Origin of the sequence: Enterobacter sichuanensis, assembly GCF_009036245.1 — a bacterium.
GTDB classification, from domain to species: domain Bacteria; phylum Pseudomonadota; class Gammaproteobacteria; order Enterobacterales; family Enterobacteriaceae; genus Enterobacter; species Enterobacter sichuanensis.
This window is the reverse complement of sequence record NZ_CP027986.1, coordinates 3,488,791-3,510,929: the sequence shown is the minus strand read 5'-3', so window position 1 is coordinate 3,510,929 and position 22,139 is coordinate 3,488,791. Positions and strand designations below refer to the sequence as shown.

The following is a 22,139-nucleotide window of genomic DNA, read 5'->3' as shown; positions in this document are numbered from 1 at the left end:
TCTCCTGGCGAAAATGTGATTGTCTGCGCAAATACGAATAGTGCTCGCCTGAATGAATTTTATATTCCATTATAGTGAGATTATTATGAATTAAAAATTCTAGAGGTACAAAAATGAATCTGGGCTCACTTGTTTCAGAAACCCGTAACCCGCAAACCATGGATCTGGATGCTCTCTCCACACTGGAGCTGGTTAACCGCTTTAATCAACAGGATACGCTGGTCGCGCAGGCAGTGAAAGAGACATTGCCTGAGGTGGCGAAAGCGGTCGATGCGGCGGCGGAAGCCCTCAAGGCCGGTGGACGCATTATTTACATGGGCGCGGGTACCAGCGGACGTCTTGGGGTGCTGGATGCCTCTGAGTGTCCACCGACCTTTGGGGTGCCGCACGGCCTGGTGGTCGGGTTGATCGCCGGGGGACCTGGTGCGCTGCTGAAAGCCGTTGAAGGGGCGGAAGATAATAAACAGTTGGGGGAGGATGATCTGAAGGCGCTGAACCTGACAGCGCAGGATCTGGTGGTCGGGCTGGCGGCCTCCGGGCGCACGCCATACGTCATTGGCGGTCTGGAGTACGCTAACCAGACTGGCTGCACGACGGTGGCCATCTCCTGTAATCCGGGCTCACCGATTGCCCAGGTGGCGGCTATCGCCATCTCGCCGGTGGTTGGGCCGGAAGCGCTCACCGGATCCACACGCCTGAAATCCGGGACCGCGCAAAAGCTGGTGCTCAATATGATCTCCACCGGCGCGATGGTGAAATTTGGCAAGGTGTATCAGAACCTGATGGTGGATATGCAGGCCACCAACGTCAAGCTGGTGGACAGAGCCTGTCGCATGGTGATGGAAGCGACGGGCGCCAGCCGTGAAGAAGCTGAAGCGGTCCTCAAACAGACCGATCATGACGTTAAACCGGCCATTCTGATGATCTTAAGCGGGCTGGATGCGGCGGCGGCGAGAGCCCGACTCGACGCGCATCATGGCTTCTTACGGGCGGCACTAGAAAACTAACAGAGGCGTGTATGGACAAAACAGCAGCGCTCGCCAGCGATATCCTGCAGGGGATTGGTGGGGAACAAAATATTCAGCGTCTCGAAAACTGCATGACGCGCGTGCGCGTCGAGGTGCATAACGACGACCAGCTTGATGTGCCGCGTCTGAAGCAACTCTCCGGCGTCAGCGGCTACGTAAAACAGGGTGAGCAACATCAGCTTATCGTCGGGCCGGGAAAAGCGGCGCAGGTTGTTGATGCCATGCGTGCGCTGATGGGCGGTGGGGCGAGCGTGTCGATGGACGATGCTGAACGCACCAAAGCGCAGGCGAAGGCCAAATACAAAGCCCCCATGAGCGATGCGCTGCGACAGCTGGCAAACGTCTTTATTCCGCTGATCCCGGCGTTTATTGCCTCGGGCCTGATCACCGGGATCATCAATATCCTCAAGCGACCGGATATTGTGGGGGATTTCGCCACGCAGTATCCAAACCTGTTGGGTATCCTTGGGATCTTTGGCAGCGCGGTGTTTGCCATCATGAACATTCTGGTCGGGGTCAATACCGCGAAGGTGTTTGGCGGCTCGCTGGCCATGGGTGGGGTGATGGCGGGGATCTTGTCCAGCCCGCAGCTGGCGCAGATAACCCTGTTCGGTGAGGCGCTGCAGCCGGGGCGCGGCGGGGTGATTGCGGTGCTGCTGGTGGTCATCCTGATGTGCTGGATCGAGAAAAGGCTTCGCGCGGTTCTGCCGGGCTCCATCGAGCTTATCCTGAACCCGCTGCTAACCACGCTCATTACCGGTAGCGTCGCGGTAGTGGCTCTCCAGCCGTTAGGCGGGTGGATCTCTGAAGCCATTGCCCACGGTGCGTCGCTGGCGATTGACCGTGGCGGCCTGTTAGTGGGGGCGGTGCTGTCAGGTACCTTCCTGCCGCTGGTACTGACCGGCCTGCATCAGGGGCTGGTACCGATCCACGTCGAGCTGGTTCAGGCGCACGGTTATAACGCGCTGCTGCCTATTCTGTCGATGGCGGGGGTAGGGCAGGTCGGCGCGGCGATTGCCGTACTGATGAAAACCCGCAATGCACGTCTGAAAAAAGTGATTAAAGGCGCTCTTCCGGTCGGACTGCTCGGTATTGGCGAACCGCTGATTTTTGGCGTCACGCTGCCGCTGGGTAAACCGTTCCTTGCTGCATGTCTGGGCGGTGCGGTAGGCGGGGCGCTGATCAGCTACTGGAAAGTCGCCACCGTGATCACCTTTGGACTTTCCGGTTTACCGCTGGCGTTAACCATCGTCACCGGAAAAGTCATGCTCTATCTGTTAGGCTATTTAGTAGCGGTGATCGCCGGGTTCCTGTTTACCTGGCTGTTAGGCTTCAACGACCCAGAGGAGTAAGGTTTGGCAAAGCACGCGCGTCGCATTGTCTTTTTTGACCTGGATGGAACGCTGCATCAGCAGGATATGTTTGGCACGTTTATGCGTTACCTGCTGCGGCGTCAGCCTTTGAATGCGCTGCTCGTATTACCGCTCTTACCGGTGATCGGTATCGCGCTGCTGGTGAAAGGTCGTGCCGCGCGATGGCCGATGAGCCTGCTGCTCTGGGGATGCACGTTTGGCCACAGCGAAGCGCGGCTCAAACAGCTTGAGCAGGATTTTGCCCACTGGTTTCGCGGCCATGTCGCCGCGTTTCCTGTCGTACAGGCGCGCCTCACCGGTTACCTCGACGCCAACGATGCCGACATCTGGCTGATTACCGGCTCGCCGCAGACGCTGGTGGAGCAGGTCTATTTTGATACCCCCTGGCTTCCCCGCGTCAACCTTATCGCCACGCAAGTAGCGCGGGGTTACGGCGGCTGGGTGCTGACCATGCGCTGTCTGGGGCATGAAAAAGTGGTGCAACTGGAGAAACGCATCGGTACGCCGCTGCGCCTGTACAGCGGCTACAGCGACAGCAAACAGGACAACCCGCTGCTCTATTTCTGCCAGCATCGCTGGCGCGTCACTCCTGCGGGCGAACTTCAGCAACTCGAATAGTCTTATCCATAAGGGGTGTGTATAATGCCGCCCGCTTTTCGAGTGGAGTATCAACCGTTGCCAAACCCTGAATACAGTCATGAATACTGGATGCGCCACGCGCTTACGCTCGCGCAGCGTGCCTGGGACGAAGGCGAAGTGCCCGTGGGCGCCGTGCTAGTTCACAACAATCAGGTGATTGGCGAAGGGTGGAACCGCCCGATTGGACGCCACGATCCGACCGCTCATGCCGAAATCATGGCGCTTCGCCAGGGCGGTCTGGTGCTGCAAAACTATCGTCTGCTTGATACCACGCTGTATGTCACGCTTGAGCCGTGCGTAATGTGTTCCGGTGCGATGGTGCACAGCCGGATCGGTACCCTGGTCTTTGGCGCGCGGGATGAAAAAACCGGTGCGGCCGGTTCACTGATGGACGTGCTGGGTCATCCTGGAATGAACCACCAGGTGAAGACTATCGGTGGGGTACTTGCACCAGCGTGTTCGGCGCTATTAAGCGATTTCTTTCGAATGCGCCGTCAGCAGAAAAAGCAACAAAAGGCAGAATTGAAGCGCTCGGACGATTAAGCTCGTCCGGCGCCACGACCGGGTAACTTTCTGCCAGCTGTTTTGCCTCTGTTGCCTCTTTCTCTTTCTCCAGCAGATATCCGACCAGGCTAATCTGATATTTACGGATATTTTCCACGTAGGCGTACGCTTCATGGCCGCGCGCGTAGCCGTATGTCAGCTTGTTATACCAGGGCTTCTGGCTCAGCAGCGGCAGGCGCTGTTTTACGTCTGACCAGCTGTCGGGGTTACCTTTGGTTTTCGCCGTCAACGTACGTGCATCCAGCATATGCGCGTAGCCCATATTGTAAGCCGCCAGCGCAAACCAGATCCGCTCTTCTTCCGGCACCGTTTCCGGTACTTTAGCCATCATATCCTGCAGGTAGCGCGCGCCGCCGCTGATGCTCTGCTCGGCATCGGTACGGTCATTCACCCCCAGGCTCAGCGCGGTATTTTTGGTTAACATCATCAAACCACGTACGCCAGTCGGAGACGTGGCCTGGGTATCCCAGTGGGATTCCTGATACGAAATAGCCGCCAGCAGTTTCCAGTCAATTTCCTGGGCGTATTTTTCGAACAGCGGCTGCAGGTCCGGCAGGACGCTGTCTACCGCGCGCAGGAAACTGCGGGTGTCAACGTAGTCAAAGTCATCACCATGGCCGAGGTACTTCTCTTCGAGACGCGCCAGGGTACCGTCTTCATTGATGGTGTTGAAGAAATCGAGCATCGCGGCAGAGAGGGTCTGGTCGTTGTCGAGCTGGGTAAACCAGGTGACAGGCTGTTCGTCGGTGACGTCCAGCGCCACGGCGATTTCAGGATGCACGCGCTGGAAAAGGCTGATCGCGACCGAATCGGCGATGGTGTACGGCACTTTCTGATCTTTAACCTGCTCCAGCAGCTCCGTCGTGCCGAGTTTCGCCTCCACCGTCCAGCTCAGGTCCGGGTATTTCTTCTCCTTGAGTTCGCGCAGATCGTCAATCACCACATGGCCTGGGGCAATCGTCAGCTGTCGATCGTTAATAGTCGCCAGCGAGCGCGGACGCTGGCTCCCGACACGATAGACAAGCTGTTGCGAAACGGAGTAGTAGGTCGGGCCCGGCTGATAGTTCTTGCTGCGCTCGCTGTTATACACCAGCCCGGCGGCGAGGATGTCGGCATCGTCGTTGTCGAGGTCATCAAACAGCTGGTTGATATTCTGACGGACGGTAATTTTAAGCTTCACGCCAAGATAATCGGCGAACTGTTGCGCCAGTTCGTAATCCAGACCAATGATTTTGCCGTTGATGTCGCTGTAAATCAGCGGAGAGTTGAGGGTACTGACGCGGAGTTCCCCCCGCTCCTGAATGGCGGCGATACGGTTTTCGGCTTTACCGAACCAGGGGATGGAAGGCCAGAGGGCCACTGCCAGCAGCAACGTCACAATGCCGATGAGCAGATAATTAATCTTTAATTTTTTCAATTAGTTAATTCTCTGCGACGCCGGTTGCCTCAGTCTGCTGTAGCCATGTTAACAATAAGGTTTGCCATTGAATGAGCGGCATTTTGCGTAAACTTGCGCCACTTGGCAACCAATTAGAGAGACAGGTCACAACTATTGTTAAAAGGCGACGTCGATTTTATTTCGACGCAAACGGTTTCGTCGGCGCTCAGGATTCTCTATAATGACGCCCGTTTTCCCCCCTTGCGCACACTGTAAGCGCCCCGGCGCTTCGAAGACGAGAGACTTATGATGGAAATTCTGCGTGGTTCGCCTGCACTGTCTGCCTTCCGTATTAACAAACTGCTGGCACGTTTTCAGGCGGCCGACCTTCCGGTAAGCAATATTTACGCTGAGTATGTCCATTTTGCTGACCTGAATGCCCCCCTGAATGCAGAGGAGCGCGTACAGCTGGAACGCCTGCTCAAGTATGGCCCAAGCCTGAGCAGCCATACGCCAACCGGCAAACTGATCCTTGCGACGCCTCGTCCGGGCACCATCTCCCCCTGGTCTTCCAAAGCCACCGACATCGCCCACAACTGTGGTCTGAGCCAGATTAACCGTCTGGAACGCGGCGTGGCGTACTATGTGGAAGCGTCAACCCTGAGCGACGCACAGTGGCAGGCGGTTGCGGCTGAACTGCACGATCGCATGATGGAGAGCGTGTTTGCCTCTCTCGATGACGCGCAGAAGCTCTTCTCCCACCATCAGCCTGCGCCGGTACAGAGCGTTGACCTGCTGGGGCAGGGCCGTCAGGCGCTGATTGACGCCAACCTGCGTCTCGGCCTGGCACTGGCAGAAGATGAAATCGACTACCTGCAGGATGCGTTTGTTAAGCTCAACCGCAACCCGAATGACATCGAACTCTACATGTTCGCGCAGGCGAACTCTGAGCACTGCCGCCATAAGATTTTCAATGCCGACTGGATTATCGACGGCGAACAGCAGCCTAAGTCGCTGTTCAAAATGATTAAAAACACCATGGAGAAAACCCCTGACCACGTGCTGTCTGCCTACAAAGACAACGCCGCGGTGATGGAAGGTTCCGAGGTGGGCCGCTTCTTCGCCGATCGCGAAGCAGGGCGCTATGACTTCCATCAGGAGCCTGCGCATATCCTGATGAAAGTGGAAACCCATAACCACCCGACGGCGATTTCCCCGTGGCCGGGAGCGGCGACCGGTTCCGGCGGTGAAATTCGTGATGAAGGGGCGACCGGTCGCGGTGCTAAACCAAAAGCGGGTCTGGTCGGTTTCTCCGTTTCCAACCTCCGTATTCCGGGCTTCGAGCAGCCGTGGGAAGAAAATTTCGGCAAGCCGGAGCGCATCGTTACCGCGCTGGATATCATGACCGACGGCCCTCTGGGCGGTGCGGCGTTTAACAACGAATTTGGTCGTCCGGCCCTGAACGGTTACTTCCGTACCTATGAAGAGAAAGTGGAGAGCCACAACGGCGAAGAGCTGCGTGGCTACCATAAACCGATCATGCTGGCGGGCGGGATCGGCAACATTCGTGCCGATCACGTGCAGAAAGGCGAGATCGTCGTTGGCGCGAAGCTGATCGTGCTCGGTGGCCCGGCGATGAACATCGGCCTGGGCGGCGGTGCGGCCTCTTCAATGACCTCCGGTCAGTCTGACGCGGATCTCGACTTTGCGTCCGTTCAGCGCGACAACCCGGAAATGGAGCGCCGCTGTCAGGAAGTGATCGACCGCTGCTGGCAGCTGGGCGACGCGAACCCGATCCTCTTTATTCATGACGTTGGCGCGGGCGGTCTCTCTAACGCCATGCCGGAGCTGGTCAGCGACGGCGGTCGCGGCGGTCGTTTCAACCTGCGCGATATCCTGAGCGACGAGCCGGGGATGAGCCCGCTGGAAATCTGGTGTAACGAATCTCAGGAACGTTATGTTCTGGCGGTTGCCGCAGATCAGCTGCCACTGTTTGACGAGCTGTGCCGCCGCGAGCGTGCGCCGTATGCCGTCATCGGTGAAGCAACCGAAGAGAAGCACCTGACCCTGAGCGACACCCATTTCGACAACCAGCCGATCGATCTGCCGCTGGATGTGCTGCTCGGTAAAACACCGAAGATGACCCGCGACGTGCAGACCCGTAAAGCGGCGGGCAAAGCGCTGGATCGTCAGGGCATCACCGTGGCGGAAGCGGTTAATCGCGTCCTGCACCTGCCGGCTGTCGCTGAGAAAACCTTCCTGGTGACCATCGGCGACCGTACCGTGACCGGTATGGTCTCACGCGATCAGATGGTGGGGCCGTGGCAGATCCCGGTGGCGAACTGCGCCGTGACCACCGCAAGCCTCGACAGTTACTACGGTGAAGCGATGGCGCTGGGCGAACGTACGCCGGTAGCGCTGCTGGACTTCGCCGCCTCTGCCCGTCTGGCCGTTGGTGAAGCTCTGACTAACATTGCCGCGACCCAGATTGGCGATATCAAACGCATTAAACTGTCCGCAAACTGGATGGCCGCAGCCGGTCACCCGGGTGAAGACGCGGGCCTGTATGAAGCCGTAAAAGCGGTGGGTGAAGAGCTCTGTCCTGCGCTGGGGCTGACCATTCCGGTGGGTAAAGACTCCATGTCGATGAAGACCCGCTGGCAGGAAGGCAACGAGCAGCGCGAGATCACCTCTCCGCTGTCGCTCATCATCTCCGCGTTTGCGCGCGTGGAAGACGTGCGTCATACCGTGACGCCACAGCTCCTGACCGAAGACAACGCCCTGCTGCTGATTGACCTGGGTAAAGGGCATAACGCGCTGGGTGCCACCGCGCTGGCGCAGGTTTACCGTCAGCTGGGCGATAAACCTGCCGACGTGCGCGACGTGGCGCAGTTGAAAGGTTTCTATGATGCCATCCAGGCGCTGGTGGCACAGCGCAAGCTGCTGGCCTACCACGACCGTTCCGACGGCGGCCTGCTGGTCACCCTGGCGGAGATGGCCTTTACCGGTCACTGTGGCGTTGAAGCGAACATCGCAACGCTGGGCGAAGACCATCTGGCGGCGCTGTTCAACGAAGAGCTGGGTGCTGTGATTCAGGTGCGTGCGGCAGATCGCGACGCCGTTGAAGCCCTCCTTGCGCAGCACGGCCTGGCAGACTGCGTGCACTATCTCGGTAAAGCCGTTCAGGGCGACCGCTTCGTCATTGAAGCAGACGGTCACGCCGTGTTCAGCGAGAGCCGCACCACGCTGCGTATGTGGTGGGCGGAAACCACCTGGCAGATGCAGCGCCTGCGTGATAACCCGGAATGCGCCGATCAGGAGCATAACGCGAAAGCCAATGACCAGGATCCAGGCCTGAACGTGAAGCTCTCTTTCGACATTAACGAAGACATCGCTGCGCCGTATATTGCGACGGGGGCGCGTCCAAAAGTGGCCGTGCTGCGCGAGCAGGGCGTTAACTCCCACGTTGAGATGGCCGCTGCCTTCCACCGTGCGGGCTTTGATGCTATCGACGTTCATATGAGCGACCTGCTGGCGGGCCGCACCGGTCTGGCAGATTTCCAGGCGCTGGTAGCGTGTGGCGGCTTCTCTTACGGCGACGTGCTGGGCGCGGGTGAGGGTTGGGCGAAGTCCATTCTCTTCAACAGCCGCGTGCGTGACGAGTTCGAAACCTTCTTCCACCGTCCGCAAACCCTGGCGCTGGGCGTGTGTAATGGCTGCCAGATGATGTCTAACCTGCGTGAGCTGATTCCGGGAAGTGAAGCCTGGCCGCGCTTTGTGCGTAACCAGTCTGACCGCTTCGAAGCGCGCTTCAGCCTGGTTGAAGTGACCCAGAGCCCGTCTCTGCTGCTGCAGGGGATGGTCGGTTCGCAGATGCCAATCGCCGTTTCCCACGGTGAAGGTCAGGTCGAAGTGCGTGATGCCGCGCATCTGGCCCAGCTTGAAAGCAAAGGCCTGGTGGCGCTGCGCTTTGTCGATAACTTCGGCAAGGTCACGGAAACCTACCCGGCTAACCCGAACGGTTCCGTCAACGGCATTACGGCGGTGACCAGCGAGAGCGGCCGTGCAACCATCATGATGCCGCACCCGGAGCGCGTGTTCCGTACCGTGAGCAACTCCTGGCACCCGGAAAACTGGGGCGAGGACAGCCCGTGGATGCGTATCTTCCGCAATGCGCGTAAACAACTGGGTTAAGTTTTAGCGTACTCCCTGCAGGCCCGGTAAGCGTGAGCGCTACCGGGCTTTTTTGTGCCTGTCGCAAAATCGCGACAATCCTCGTATCGGGGTGTCTCTAAATGGAGACATCTAACTTGTTGATTTATATATGACAGGAAAGGTTCCTGTTAGGGTGTTGCTTAATGGCGACACTTAGCCTGGAAATTATTCAACCGATAACGAACGGGCTAATTGAGTAAAATTCATATATTTCAATGTGTTAATTTTTTGTTTTGCATTCTGGCACGGGTGTTGCATAATATTAACCAGTGGCTCATTCACCTTCTTATGTCAGCCCCTTCGGGACGTGCTACATAAACTTCGAATGACGCACAAAAAGGTGCCTGCCGTCCAACTACTGATCATAGCGATGCTTTATCAGGCCAGGGCGAAACGTCGAGTTAGGCACCGCCTCATTCCATGACAAAGCCGGGTTTTTACCCGGCTTTGTTGTATCTGAAGGGCAGACTCAGTTACGCTCTGCGTAAACCCCCATTAAGAGAGTAATGCGTTGAAACGCTGGCCCGTTTTTCCCCGCTCCCTGCGACAGCTCGTCATGATGGCCTTCCTGCTGATCCTGCTGCCGCTGCTAATCCTGGCCTGGCAGGCCTGGCAAAGTCTGAACGCGCTGAGTGCGCAGGCGGCATTGACCAACCGTACGACGCTCATCGACGCCCGACGCAGCGAGGCGATGACCAACGCCGCGCTGGAGATGGAGCGAAGCTACCGCCAGTATTGCGTGCTTGACGATCGGACCCTGGAAAAGGTTTATCAGAGTCAGCGTAAACGCTACAGCGAAATGCTGGACGCGCACGCGGGGGTACTGCCTGATGACAAGCTGTATCAGGCGTTACGTCAGGATTTGAACGATCTTGCTCAGCTGCAGTGCCACAATAGCGGGCCGGATGCCGCCGCCGCCGCACGTCTTGAAGCCTTTGCCACCGCCAACACCGAGATGGTGCAGTCAACGCGCACGGTCATTTTCTCTCGCGGCCAGCAACTCCAGCAGGAGATTGCCGAGCGCGGCCAGTTTTTTGGCTGGCAGGCGCTGGTGCTATTCCTGGTGAGTCTTGGGTTGGTACTGCTCTTTACCCGCATGATCATCGGCCCGGTAAAGGGCATCCAGCGTATGATCAACCGCCTCGGGGAGGGGAAATCGCTTGGGGATACGGTCGCCTTTAAAGGCCCGCGTGAGCTACGCTCCGTGGGCCAGCGCATTATCTGGCTGTCCGAGCGCCTGGCGTGGCTTGAATCACAGCGTCATCAGTTCCTGCGCCATATCTCTCATGAGCTTAAAACGCCGCTCGCCAGCATGCGTGAAGGGACTGAGCTGCTGGCGGACGAAGTGGCAGGGCCCCTCACTTCTGAACAGAAAGAAATTGTCGAGATCCTGGATAACAGCAGCCGCAATCTGCAAAAGCTGATTGAGCAGTTGCTGGATTACAACCGCAAGCTGGCGGATGGGGCGGTTGTACTGGAAGATGTGGAGATTGAGCCGCTGGTGGATATGGTGATCTCCGCCCATAGCTTGCCAGCAAGAGCTAAAATGATGCATACCGACGTAGAACTTAATGCGCCGGCGTGCCTGGCTGAACCCATGCTGCTGATGAGCGTTCTGGATAATCTTTACTCCAATGCGGTGCACTATGGTACTGAATCCGGTAACATTTATATCCGAAGCTATACGAATGGTTCACGGGTGTTTATTGACGTCGCAAATACCGGCACCCCGATCCCTGATGACGAAAAAACCATGATCTTCGAACCCTTTTTCCAGGGAAGTCATCAGCGGAAAGGCGCGGTGAAAGGCAGCGGTCTGGGCTTAAGCATCGCCCGGGACTGTATACGACGCATGCAGGGTGAGCTAAACATTGCCACGGACGCACGTTCCGATGTTTGCTTCCGTATCGAACTGCCCCTGAGCCGGAAAAATCAATAAAATGAATCTATGTCTGGTGAGTATGTCACACGTCTTTTTCCGCGCCATACGCGCGGTGTTTTCCCGCAACACGTTTCGCCTGGGCTTGCCCTGTTTAGTGCTGGCAGGCTGTGTTTCTCATGTGCCGCAAAGTGCGATTAGCGGTAAACAAGAAGATAAATGGCCAGATAACCAGCTGGCAGATTTTCTCTCAACCCGCTGCGACGATATCTGGAACCTGTCAGGCCACGACGTCGAAAGCAACCCGCTGTTCTGGCTGCGTGGTATAGATTGCGCCCAGCGTCTTGCGCCGGTTGAGGCCCGCTCGAAAGCGGCGATGCTGGATGACGACACCTGGCAGGACGCTTTCAAGCGCGGCATTTTACTGGCTGATGCCAAAATCACCCCCGTTGAACGCCGCGCCAACGTGACCCGACTGGACACCCTGGTGGTCAACCTGCCGGGACAGGTGCGCCCGGTATACCAGCTCTGGCGTGATGGGCAGACATTACAACTTCAGCTGTCTGAAGAGCGCTCCCGCTACAGTAAGTTGCAGCAGTCCACCGACAGCGAGCTTGATACGTTGCGTCAGCAGCAGCAGCATTTGCGTACGCAACTGGATACCACGACACGTAAGCTGGAAAACCTGACCGATATCGAAAGACAGCTCTCGTCGCGTAAATATCAGCCGGGAAGTTCATCCGCTGTACCGGACAGCGATACGCCGAAACAAGAGGATGTGAAGCATGACGAGCCGTAAACCAGCCCATCTCTTACTGGTGGATGACGATCCCGGGCTGTTAAAGCTCCTGGGGATGCGTCTGGTGAGTGAAGGCTACAGCGTGGTGACCGCGGAAAGCGGGATCGAGGGGCTGAAAATTCTCAGCCGCGAGAAAATTGATCTGGTGATAAGCGACCTGCGGATGGACGAAATGGACGGCATGCAGCTGTTCGCGGAGATCCAGAAGCAGCAACCGGGTATGCCCGTGATTATCCTGACGGCGCACGGCTCGATCCCGGATGCGGTTGCGGCGACCCAGCAGGGGGTATTCAGCTTCCTGACCAAGCCGGTGGACAAAGACGCGCTTTATAAGGCGATCGACAGCGCGCTGGAACATGCCGCTCCGGCGGGGGATGAAGCGTGGCGGGAGTCTATCGTCACCCGCAGTCCGATTATGCTGCGTTTGCTCGAACAGGCCCGAATGGTGGCACAGTCAGACGTCAGCGTGCTGATTAACGGCCAGAGCGGAACCGGGAAAGAGATCCTGGCGCAGGCGATCCATAACGCCAGCCCGCGCAGCAAAAATGCCTTTATTGCGATCAACTGTGGCGCGCTCCCGGAACAGCTGCTCGAATCTGAACTGTTTGGCCATGCCCGCGGCGCATTCACCGGCGCGGTCAGTAGCCGGGAAGGGCTGTTTCAGGCGGCGGAAGGTGGCACCCTTTTCCTCGACGAGATTGGTGACATGCCCGCGCCGCTGCAGGTCAAACTGCTGCGCGTGTTGCAGGAGCGGAAAGTTCGCCCGCTGGGCAGCAACCGCGACATCGACATTAATGTGCGTATTATTTCCGCCACGCACCGGGATTTGCCGAAGGTGATGGCCCGCAACGAGTTTCGTGAAGATCTCTACTACCGTCTGAACGTGGTCAATCTGAAGATCCCCGCACTGGCCGAGCGAGCGGAAGACATTCCGCTGCTGGCGAATCATCTTTTGCGTCAGGCGGCCGATCGTCACAAACCCTTCGTGCGCGCGTTTTCCACCGATGCGATGAAGCGGCTGATGGCCGCCAGTTGGCCGGGTAACGTGCGTCAGTTGGTCAACGTGATTGAGCAGTGCGTGGCGCTGACCTCGTCACCGGTGATCAGCGACGCGCTGGTGGAGCAGGCACTGGAAGGGGAAAACACGGCGCTGCCGACCTTTGCCGAAGCGCGGAATCAGTTCGAGTTGAACTATCTGCGCAAGCTATTGCAGATCACCAAAGGCAACGTGACCCACGCGGCGCGCATGGCCGGACGCAACCGCACCGAGTTTTATAAACTGCTGTCACGCCATGAGCTGGAAGCAAACGATTTTAAAGAGTAATGCCGTATGGTACTGTGAGCAACCGATTACGAAGCAGCTTACAGGCAAGAGTTTAAGGACCCACCATGAAAAAGATTGATGCGATTATTAAACCTTTCAAACTGGATGATGTACGTGAAGCGCTGGCGGAAGTCGGCATCACCGGGATGACCGTGACGGAAGTGAAAGGTTTTGGTCGTCAGAAAGGCCACACCGAGCTTTACCGTGGCGCAGAGTACATGGTGGACTTTCTGCCGAAAGTGAAAATTGAAATCGTGGTGAGCGACGATATCGTGGACACCTGTGTGGATACCATTATCCGCACGGCGCAGACCGGCAAAATTGGCGACGGTAAAATCTTCGTCTTTGACGTGGCGCGCGTGATCCGTATCCGTACCGGCGAAGAAGACGACGCGGCGATTTAAAACGTTGCCTGGCCGGGTTTCATCCGGCGAAAAAAAAGCCCCTCTAAAGAGGGGCTTTTTGCATTACAGCACCTTATGCGGCCCGAAACATTCGTAATGAATGTTGTCTTTATTTATCCCCAGCTCGACCAGCTGCTTCGCGGCATACTGCATAAACGCCACCGGCCCGCAGAGGTAGAACTGCATATCTGGCGCGCTGAATGCCCCTTCCATCTGACGTAAATTCATCAGACCTTCGCTGTCAAAGCGAGCGGCCGCGCGGTCGGCTTCCGTTGGCTGGCGATACCAGGTGTGGGCGGTAAAGCGGGGCAGGCTCGCTGCCAGGGTTTTCACTTCATCAGCAAACGCATGCACGTCACCGTTCTCGGCGGCATGGAACCAGTTTATTCGGGCAGCGTGTTTTGACGCCGCCAGCGTATCCAGCATCGCCAGCATTGGCGTTTGTCCCACCCCAGCGGAGATCAGCGTGACCGGGGTAGCCGTCTCAACGGTCATAAAGAAGTCGCCCGCCGGCGCGGCCAGGTGGACCACGTCACCCACGTTAGCGTCGTTGTGCAGCCAGCTGGATACCTGTCCGCCGTCCTCGCGCTTCACCGCAATGCGATAGCTTTTGCCGTTGGGCTTGCGGGTGAGGGAATACTGGCGGATCTCCTGGTGCGGGAAACCTTCAGGCTTGAGCCATACGCCCAGATACTGCCCTGGCTGATAATCCGCCACCGGCTGACCGTCTACCGGTTCAAATTCGAAGCTGGTGATTAAAGCGCTGCGCGGCGTTTTCTCAACGATGCGGAACGCGCGGGTGCCTTCCCAGCCGCCTTTCTTACTCGCGTTTTCGTTGTAAATCTGTGCTTCACGGTTGATAAACACATTGGCCAGCACGCCGTAGGCTTTGCCCCACGCGTCCAGAACCTCCTGACCCGGGCTGAACATCTCGTCCAGCGTTGCCAGCAGGTGAGCGCCCACAATATTGTACTGCTCGGGTTGGATCTGGAAGCTGGTATGTTTCTGCGCAATTTTCTCCACCGCAGGCAGCAGCGCCGCCAGGTTTTCAATGTTGCTGGCGTAGGCCGCAATGGCATTGAACAGGGCTTCGCGCTGATCGCCATTACGCTGGTTGCTCATGTTGAAAATCTCTTTGAGCTCCGGATTGTGCGTGAACATGCGATCGTAGAAATGGGCGGTCAGTTTGGGGCCGGTTTCGACCAGCAGGGGAATGGTGGCTTTAACGGTAGCGATGGTTTGAGCGTCGAGCATGAGCGCGTCCTTCTGATGTCACTTTAATGATGTATTTTAAATGCATCTTATAAAAAATACCCCTGCGTTGTAAATGGTTCTTTGCAAGATGAAAAATATGCATCACAAACCTGAAAAGAAATCCGCTGGAAATCGCGAGATCTTTATTCCTCAAACCCTTGCGTGGCGGGTAGGAAAACGTTTGCGTAAAATCGTTTGTCAAGACCTGTTATCACAGAACTAATCAGTTATACTGTTGCCCGTCGTCCAACAGGACTGCCTTTTCAGGCCAAAATTTACTTGTTAGCTGAGTCAGGAGATGCGGATGTTAAAGCGTGAAATGAACATTGCCGATTATGATGCCGAACTGTGGCAGGCTATGGAGCAGGAAAAAGTACGTCAGGAAGAGCACATCGAACTGATCGCCTCCGAAAACTACACCAGCCCGCGCGTGATGCAGGCGCAGGGTTCTCAGCTGACCAACAAATATGCTGAAGGTTACCCGGGCAAGCGCTACTACGGCGGTTGCGAGTACGTTGATATCGTAGAGCAGCTGGCTATCGACCGCGCGAAAGCACTTTTTGGCGCTGACTACGCAAACGTTCAGCCGCACTCTGGCTCTCAGGCTAACTTCGCGGTCTATACCGCGCTGCTGCAGCCGGGCGACACCGTTCTGGGTATGAACCTGGCGCAGGGCGGCCACCTGACTCACGGCTCCCCGGTTAACTTCTCCGGCAAACTGTACAACATCATCCCTTACGGTATTGATGAGTCCGGTAAAATTGACTACGAAGACATGGCTAAGCAGGCTAAAGAGCACAAGCCGAAGATGATCATCGGCGGTTTCTCTGCTTATTCCGGTATCGTTGACTGGGCAAAAATGCGTGAAATCGCAGACAGCATCGGTGCTTACCTGTTCGTCGACATGGCGCACGTTGCGGGTCTGATTGCTGCGGGCGTTTACCCGAACCCGGTTCCACACGCTCACGTTGTGACCACCACCACCCACAAAACCCTGGCAGGTCCACGCGGTGGCCTGATCCTGGCGAAAGGCGGTGATGAAGAGCTGTACAAAAAACTGAACTCCGCTGTGTTCCCAAGCGCGCAGGGCGGCCCGCTGATGCACGTTATCGCGGCGAAAGCGGTCGCGCTGAAAGAAGCGATGGAGCCAGAGTTCAAGGTTTACCAGCAGCAGGTGGCTAAGAACGCCAAAGCGATGGTGGAAGTGTTCCTGAACCGTGGCTACAAAGTGGTATCCGGCGGTACTGAAAACCACCTGTTCCTGCTGGATCTGGTTGATAAGAACCTGACCGGTAAAGAAGCTGACGCAGCCCTGGGCCGCGCCAACATCACCGTGAACAAAAACAGCGTGCCAAACGATCCGAAGAGCCCGTTTGTGACCTCCGGTATCCGTATCGGTTCTCCGGCTGTGACTCGCCGCGGCTTCAAAGAAGCGGAAGTGAAAGAGCTGGCTGGCTGGATGTGTGACGTTCTGGACAACATCAATGACGAAGCGGTTATCGAGCGCGTCAAAGGTAAAGTGCTGGATATCTGCGCACGCTTCCCGGTATACGCATAATTCCTCTGCTTCGCAGAAATAAAAAAGGCCGCGCTTGCGGCCTTTTTTTATGGCTTAACGCCGGTCGAGGGAGATGGCACCGGGACCCACAATCGCCAGCAATATAAAGGCTCCCGCAATACTGACGTTCTTGTAGAAGTTAATCATATTCGGTACGACCGCATCACCGGTCATATCCCAGTAATGGTGGCCAATAATCGCCGTACCCAGCGTATAGAACACAAACAGTACGGCGAGAGGACGGGTGAAAAAGCCCAGCACGATCAGGATCGCGGCAGGCACTTCCATGACTACTGCAATAATGGCCGCCAGCATGGGCATCGGCGTACCCAGCGAGGTCATGTATTGTACGGTCCCGCTAAACCCCGTCAGTTTTGGGTAACCAAAGATAATAAACAGTACGACAAGCGCGATGCGCCCAATCAGCAGCAGCAAATGACGTGACTGACCGAAATCGAGATAGCGAAGTGAGTTCATGGCAGAAATACCTCTGCAAGTGGAGTAATTTAAACGTAATACACATTTTCATTCCCTGCCATAAGCCAGACGACTGCACAAAATGTTATTTTTTCGTTAATTTATAGCAGGCTATCGACTTGCTTAATTTTTATATTCTCGCCAGACTATGGCCTCGATTTCGGGAGGGATTCATGGTCTTGCATTCCACGCGCTGGCTGGCGCTCAGCTATTTCACCTATTTCTTTAGCTACGGTATTTTTCTGCCTTTCTGGAGCGTCTGGCTCAAGGGGATCGGCCTGACGCCCGAGACCATTGGAGTCCTGCTGGGGGCCGGACTGGTAGCGCGTTTCCTCGGCAGCCTGCTGATTGCCCCGCGCGTCAGCGATCCCTCCTTACTGATCAAGGCCGTGCGCATTCTGGCTCTGCTGACCCTGGTCTTTGTGGCCTGCTTCTGGTTCAACCACCAGTTTGCCTGGCTGATGGTGGTGATGGTTGGCTTTAACCTGTTCTTCTCGCCGCTGGTGCCCCTGACGGACGCGCTGGCGAACACCTGGCAAAAGCAGATCACCATGGACTACGGTCGCGTACGCCTGTGGGGCTCCATTGCGTTTGTGATTGGCTCGGCGCTGGTGGGGAAACTGGTCAGCCTTTACGACTACCGTGCCATTCTTGCTCTGTTGAGCATCGGTATTGCCTCGATGCTGCTGGGCATGCTGCTGCGACCATCGGTAATGCCTCAGGGAGAAAGCCGCCATCAGGAGAGCGCAGGCTGGCCCGCGTGGCGGAGTCTGGTTGCACAAAGCTGGCGTTTTCTGGCGTGCGTCTGTCTGCTTCAGGGGGCTCACGCGGCGTACTATGGGTTCAGCGCCATCTACTGGCAAGGCGCAGGATATTCGGCCTCTGCCGTGGGCTATCTGTGGTCGCTGGGGGTGGTGGCCGAAGTTGTGATTTTCGCCCTGAGCAAAAAGCTGTTCCGCCGCTTTGGCGCCCGTGATCTGCTGCTGCTTTCCGCCGTGTGCGGGGTGGCGCGCTGGGGCATTATGGGCTGGACGACCGATCTGCCGTGGCTGATTGTGGCGCAAATTCTTCACTGCGGCACCTTTACCGTCTGTCATCTGGCGGCGATGCGCTATATCGCGGCGCGCGAAGGCGGGGACGTTATTCGTCTGCAGGCGGTGTATTCAGCGGTCGCGATGGGAGGCAGTATCGCGATCATGACGGTCTTTGCGGGGTTCCTCTATCAGCACCTGGGACACGGTGTCTTCTGGGTCATGGCGCTGGTGGCCTTACCTGCTATGGTTATTCGCCCTAAAGTGGCCCCTCGCGCGCCGCTATGATTCCAGCATCGCGCGAATATGCTCTTGCTGCTGTGCGTTCAGTGTCTCAACGGCATGAATGAGCGGCGGTGAGAACAGGGGCAGGGCAGTCGGGTAGGGGGTGATAACCAGCGCAGCTTCGCGCGGCGCCCCCTCTTTCTGAAACGCCTGCAGCGTCAGGTAGCGAATGTTGAGCGGCAGCAGCGTTAGCTCGCGAAGCTGCTGTTCAATCCGATCCTCACTGGTTTTATCGTCACCCGTCAGCAGGATCACCTGCTTTTCGTGCAGATCGGTCTCCTGCATCAGCCAGGCACCGAAAATCACCGCAACAAGGCTCATCTCTTCATCGGAAAAACGCAGCCCAAACTCCGCTTCCAGCTCAAACAGCGCTTCTTTGGTGGTGCGTAACAGGCGAGGGTAGAGACGGTGGATCTCCTCCGGCAGGCTATTGTCGATACCGATCTCAAACAGCGAACGGTCCAGCGCCTGTGCAAGATGGATATAGAGCTGATCGGTCAGGCCTTGCTCATCGCTGAAGTTCATCCCGGTCTGTGAGCGGAAACGGGCCACCATGCGCACGATGGCCCGGCGCAAACGTTGATCCTGCTGGTGTTTATCGAGCACCGGATCGGGCGTGCGGAGCATCATAAACAACAGCGCCAGAAACAGCTGTTCATCCCCGTGAGCCCCCTGCGGGACGCGCCGTTTCCAGTGCCGCACGATCTCCTGCGCCGTGAAATACTCCCCTCTCGACTGGGTCCAGCTGCGCTGAGAATGGGAAAACTGGGGCGTGTTTCCCAGCTGATGCTGAATAAGGCAGTATTGCAGATAGAGCTGTAAAAACTGCACGTCGCGGCATTCAAACTGGCGCTGGAGCTTGCGCGAACAGAAGTTGATCAGCGCCCGCAGGTTCGCGTCGTCGTAAAGCGGCCGGGCAATGCCGTGCTGTTTAAGCGCGGTTTTTAATGCAGGGGTAAACTGGTGCGAGACAAACTGCGGGCAAAGCCGCAGCGCCCGGCGCAACCAGTGCAGCAGGCATAAACGCTGATTAAGGGCTGTGCCTTCAAGCCGGTAACTGCCGTCCTGGTGCGTGACGATATCCAGCCGGTGATAGCGCTGGATTTCATCGCGCGTCTCGGCTATATCTTGCCGTGCCATCGCGTCGTCCACGCCGTTGGCAGCGATTATGCTCTGTGCGGTGACGGCAGCATCGGGCAGGTAAAGCATCAAAAGCACCTGGCAGCGGCGCTGCGAACTGGAAAGCACAGATGGAATTTCAAGCGTCGTCATCATCTGTCGGGTATCCAGTGTGAATGTTTGATAAGAATAGCTAAAGGATGGGCGCTGAAAAGCGCGCCGGCAGGCCTTTCACTCAGGATTGCTGGGGAACATCACAGAATTTTTGACGTGAGGAATTGATGCAAACAGTTAAACAATGCGCGATGACGTTATTTTTGGCGGCGATCGGCTTCACTGCCAGCGCACACCCTCACAGTTTTATTGGCCTTAAAACCGAGCTGGTCACCGACGGCACGCAGCTGAGCGGCCTGAAAATGCGCTGGACGATGGATGAGATCACCTCGGCTGACCTGCTCTATGATGCGGGTAACGCAAAACCCGGCGATGAGATCTGGAAAAAATTGGCAGCGGAAGTGATGGCCAACGTGCTCGGCCAGCACTACTTCACAGAGTTCTGGCATAACGGACAAAAGGTCAAATTTCTGAACCGTCCCACGGAATACGGTATGACGCGTGACGGGCATCAGGCGGTACTGACGTTTGTGCTTCCGCTGGCGCATCCCCAGCCGCTGGCCGGGCAAAAATATACCTTTTCGACCTTTGATCCCACCTACTACGTCGACATGAGTTACGCCAAAGAGAGCGACGTACAGCTGCCTGCCGCGCTGCAAAAAAACTGCAAACTCTCTGTTCACACCCCGAACCCCAGCGAAGAGACGCGTAACTTTGCGATTTCGCTCGACAAAGAAGATGCCCCGCCTGAAGACATGGCGCTGGGCAAACAGTTCGCGCAGGAGGTGACCTTACAATGTCAGTGATTGCTTCTCCTCTTCGAAAACCACGCCGCTGGCTACATCTTTGGCCGCTGGCCCTCTTTTTGCTGTTCGCGGTTTGCGGCGCGCTGTGGCTATGGCAGACCTGGCCGCAGGTAATGATGAATAGCATTGTCTGGCAGCGTGAGGTTAACCAGCAGATGAGCGGGTTACTGAAAGCGGTGGCAGAAAATCCAACGAAAGCGGGCGGATCCCTGCTGGCGTTCAGTTTTCTCTATGGCGTTCTGCACGCGCTGGGGCCGGGGCATGGCAAAATCGTCATCACCACCTGGCTTGCCACCCATCCGTCGAAGCTTAAATCGAGCATCGGTCTGACGCTGGCCTCTTCGCTGTTGCAGGGAGGCGTGGCTATCGGGCTGGTGGTGGTGGTTCTTTCGCTATTGCAGCTTCCCGCGCGCCAGCTGCACATGAGCAGTTTCTGGCTGGAGAAGGGGAGCTATGCGCTGGTGGGCGTGCTGGGGCTGATCCTCTGCTGGCGGGCGTTAAAAAAACTGCGCGCGCTGCTGAAAAAGCCGACATTCAAATCCTTTACCCCGCATCATGTTCATGATGCCCACTGCGGCTGCGGTCATCAGCATCTGCCCACGCAGGAACAGCTGCAGTGCGGCGACGACTGGCGCGCGCGGTTGATGATTGTGCTCTCGATGGGCATGCGCCCGTGTTCGGGAGCCATCATGGTGTTGCTGTTCAGTAAAGTGATTGGCGTGTTCGGCTGGGGCATGTTGTCTGCGCTGGCCATGGCGGCCGGGACGTCATTGACGATTTCGTCGCTGGCTCTGCTGGTTCACAGCTTCCGTCAGCTGGCGTTAAAACTCAGCGGCAGTAAAACGCCGGTGCTGTGGCGACAGATAGGGTGGACAACGCTTGCGCTGGCGGGAGGCGTGATTCTGCTGGCGGCGGCGGTGACGATGTGGATGAGCGCCGTGCCGGTAGGAAGGGGATTGCGGCCTTTTTAAAAGGGGGCGGCCTGATGCCCTCTCCCACGGGGAGAGGGCATTTTCGGCATTAACGCTTCAGCGCATCGCTCAGCTCATCACGCATGTTTGCCAGCATGGCTTTAACAACGCGTGGGTTACCTGCAACGATGTTGCCGGTAGACATATAGTTATGGCCGCCGGTGAAATCACACACGATCGCGCCAGCTTCACGTGCGATCAGCTCGCCCGCTGCAAAATCCCATGGCTTCAGTGAGAGTTCGAAGTAACCGTCAACGCGACCGGTTGCCACATAGGCCAGATCCAGCGCGGCAGAACCAGTGCGACGGAAGTCCGCGCATTCGGTGAACAGTTTGCCGAGGATATTCATATAGGTGGTCGCGTGCTGTTTCGCCTTGAACGGGAAACCGGTCGCCAGGATGGTGCCATCCAGATCGCGGGCATTGCTGCAGCGCAGACGGTAGCCGTTCAGCTGTGCGCCCTGACCGCGGGTCGCGGTGAACAGTTCGTTACGCATTGGATCGTAAACAACGGCGACTTCAGTACGGCCTTTAATGCGTACGGCGATAGACACAGAGAAGTGTGGCAGGCGTTTAACGAAGTTGGTGGTGCCATCCAGTGGATCGATAACCCATTGAACATCCTGATCGGTACCTTCATGTTCACCGCTTTCTTCGGTGATGATGGTGTGCTGTGGGTAAGATTTGCGGATCGTTTCGATAATAATCGCTTCTGCGGCTTTATCGACGTTAGTCACGAAATCATTGCTGCCTTTCTGGCTGGTTTCTACGGAGTCTGGCGTTTCGTAGTGTTTGGCAATTACATTACCCGCCTTGCGCGCTGCGCGCACGGCGATGGTCAGCATCGGATGCATCGGTCTCTCTCACTGGATGTTAAAGAACAGGAAAATCGGCGCAGAGTATAGCAGCGGGATCGGATTAT

18 protein-coding genes are annotated in these 22,139 nt (G+C 56.9%); 13 read left to right on the top strand and 5 right to left on the bottom strand.

The annotated features are described in order from the left end of the window. Window positions 1-113: 113 nt before the first annotated feature. From murQ to tadA, 4 genes are read left to right on the top strand one after another with little or no spacing between them, the layout of a single operon-like run. The gene (gene murQ / locus C1N69_RS16850) at window positions 114-1,007 is read left to right on the top strand and encodes an N-acetylmuramic acid 6-phosphate etherase (RefSeq protein ID WP_025757651.1); all 894 of its coding nucleotides are present in this window, start codon (window positions 114-116) and stop codon (window positions 1,005-1,007) included. An 11-nt stretch (window positions 1,008-1,018) separates the two neighbouring features. After that, entirely contained in the window at window positions 1,019-2,380 is a 1,362-nt protein-coding gene (locus C1N69_RS16845) for a PTS transporter subunit EIIC (RefSeq protein WP_094918370.1), read from the top strand. Between the two features lie 3 nt (window positions 2,381-2,383). Then, window positions 2,384-3,019: a phosphatidylglycerophosphatase C gene (gene yfhb / locus C1N69_RS16840; RefSeq protein WP_095441487.1), complete on the top strand. Its 636-nt coding sequence runs from the start codon at window positions 2,384-2,386 to the stop codon at window positions 3,017-3,019. A 24-nt stretch (window positions 3,020-3,043) separates the two neighbouring features. After that, window positions 3,044-3,583, top strand: coding sequence for a tRNA adenosine(34) deaminase TadA (tadA, locus tag C1N69_RS16835; protein WP_032672482.1), 540 nt, complete (start codon window positions 3,044-3,046; stop codon window positions 3,581-3,583). Here tadA and mltF read toward each other — a convergent pair. Then, on the bottom strand, window positions 3,471-5,021 hold the full coding sequence (mltF, locus tag C1N69_RS16830; RefSeq protein ID WP_094918371.1) for a membrane-bound lytic murein transglycosylase MltF: 1,551 nt from the start codon (window positions 5,019-5,021) through the stop codon (window positions 3,471-3,473). The two genes, tadA and mltF, sit on opposite strands and share 113 nt — an antisense overlap. A gap of 267 nt (window positions 5,022-5,288) precedes the next feature. On the opposite strand from mltF, the gene purL reads away from it, so the two are divergent. The 5 genes from purL to glnB all read left to right on the top strand — a co-directional run bounded on the left by purL (window position 5,289) and on the right by glnB (window position 13,603). Beyond that, complete coding sequence (purL, locus tag C1N69_RS16820) at window positions 5,289-9,176, top strand: phosphoribosylformylglycinamidine synthase (RefSeq protein ID WP_155031568.1); 3,888 nt, start codon at window positions 5,289-5,291, stop codon at window positions 9,174-9,176. Window positions 9,177-9,708: 532 nt separating this feature from the next. Next, entirely contained in the window at window positions 9,709-11,136 is a 1,428-nt protein-coding gene (gene qseE / locus C1N69_RS16815) for a two component system sensor histidine kinase QseE/GlrK (protein ID WP_025757658.1), read from the top strand. A gap of 1 nt (window position 11,137) precedes the next feature. Further along, on the top strand, window positions 11,138-11,875 hold the full coding sequence (gene qseG / locus C1N69_RS16810; RefSeq protein ID WP_025757659.1) for a two-component system QseEF-associated lipoprotein QseG: 738 nt from the start codon (window positions 11,138-11,140) through the stop codon (window positions 11,873-11,875). Continuing rightward, entirely contained in the window at window positions 11,862-13,199 is a 1,338-nt protein-coding gene (gene glrR, locus C1N69_RS16805; RefSeq protein WP_008502167.1) for a two-component system response regulator GlrR, read from the top strand. Before qseG ends, glrR begins: the two co-directional genes overlap by 14 nt. 65 nt (window positions 13,200-13,264) lie before the next feature. Continuing rightward, on the top strand, window positions 13,265-13,603 hold the full coding sequence (gene glnB, locus C1N69_RS16800) for a nitrogen regulatory protein P-II (RefSeq protein WP_003860685.1): 339 nt from the start codon (window positions 13,265-13,267) through the stop codon (window positions 13,601-13,603). Window positions 13,604-13,666: 63 nt separating this feature from the next. Here glnB and hmpA read toward each other — a convergent pair whose 3' ends face one another. Further along, the gene (gene hmpA, locus C1N69_RS16795; protein ID WP_155031567.1) at window positions 13,667-14,857 is read right to left on the bottom strand and encodes an NO-inducible flavohemoprotein; all 1,191 of its coding nucleotides are present in this window, start codon (window positions 14,855-14,857) and stop codon (window positions 13,667-13,669) included. Between the two features lie 304 nt (window positions 14,858-15,161). Between hmpA and glyA the strand changes: the two genes are divergently transcribed. Further along, window positions 15,162-16,415, top strand: coding sequence for a serine hydroxymethyltransferase (gene glyA, locus C1N69_RS16790; RefSeq protein ID WP_025757663.1), 1,254 nt, complete (start codon window positions 15,162-15,164; stop codon window positions 16,413-16,415). A 54-nt stretch (window positions 16,416-16,469) separates the two neighbouring features. Here glyA and C1N69_RS16785 read toward each other — a convergent pair whose 3' ends face one another. Next, window positions 16,470-16,892 (bottom strand): DoxX family protein, encoded by a 423-nt coding sequence (locus C1N69_RS16785; RefSeq protein WP_023615984.1) that lies wholly within the window; start codon window positions 16,890-16,892, stop codon window positions 16,470-16,472. A 173-nt stretch (window positions 16,893-17,065) separates the two neighbouring features. Here C1N69_RS16785 and C1N69_RS16780 point away from each other — a divergent pair, with 173 nt between their 5' ends. Further along, on the top strand, window positions 17,066-18,211 hold the full coding sequence (locus C1N69_RS16780) for a 3-phenylpropionate MFS transporter (RefSeq protein ID WP_104556372.1): 1,146 nt from the start codon (window positions 17,066-17,068) through the stop codon (window positions 18,209-18,211). Here the strand turns inward: C1N69_RS16780 and csiE are convergent. Further along, a complete protein-coding gene (gene csiE / locus C1N69_RS16775; RefSeq protein ID WP_045284598.1) occupies window positions 18,206-19,483 on the bottom strand; it encodes a stationary phase inducible protein CsiE in 1,278 nt (425 codons plus the stop codon). The genes C1N69_RS16780 and csiE overlap by 6 nt on opposite strands. Before the next feature lie 125 nt (window positions 19,484-19,608). On the opposite strand from csiE, the gene C1N69_RS16770 reads away from it, so the two are divergent. Together C1N69_RS16770 and C1N69_RS16765 are read left to right on the top strand one after the other, a co-directional pair. Continuing rightward, window positions 19,609-20,247, top strand: coding sequence for a DUF1007 family protein (locus C1N69_RS16770; protein WP_094918376.1), 639 nt, complete (start codon window positions 19,609-19,611; stop codon window positions 20,245-20,247). Further along, window positions 20,238-21,218, top strand: coding sequence for a nickel/cobalt transporter (locus C1N69_RS16765; RefSeq protein ID WP_155031566.1), 981 nt, complete (start codon window positions 20,238-20,240; stop codon window positions 21,216-21,218). Before C1N69_RS16770 ends, C1N69_RS16765 begins: the two co-directional genes overlap by 10 nt. A gap of 49 nt (window positions 21,219-21,267) precedes the next feature. On the opposite strand, the gene suhB is transcribed toward C1N69_RS16765, so the two are convergent. After that, complete coding sequence (gene suhB, locus C1N69_RS16760; protein WP_003860668.1) at window positions 21,268-22,071, bottom strand: inositol-1-monophosphatase; 804 nt, start codon at window positions 22,069-22,071, stop codon at window positions 21,268-21,270. Window positions 22,072-22,139: the final 68 nt, after the last annotated feature.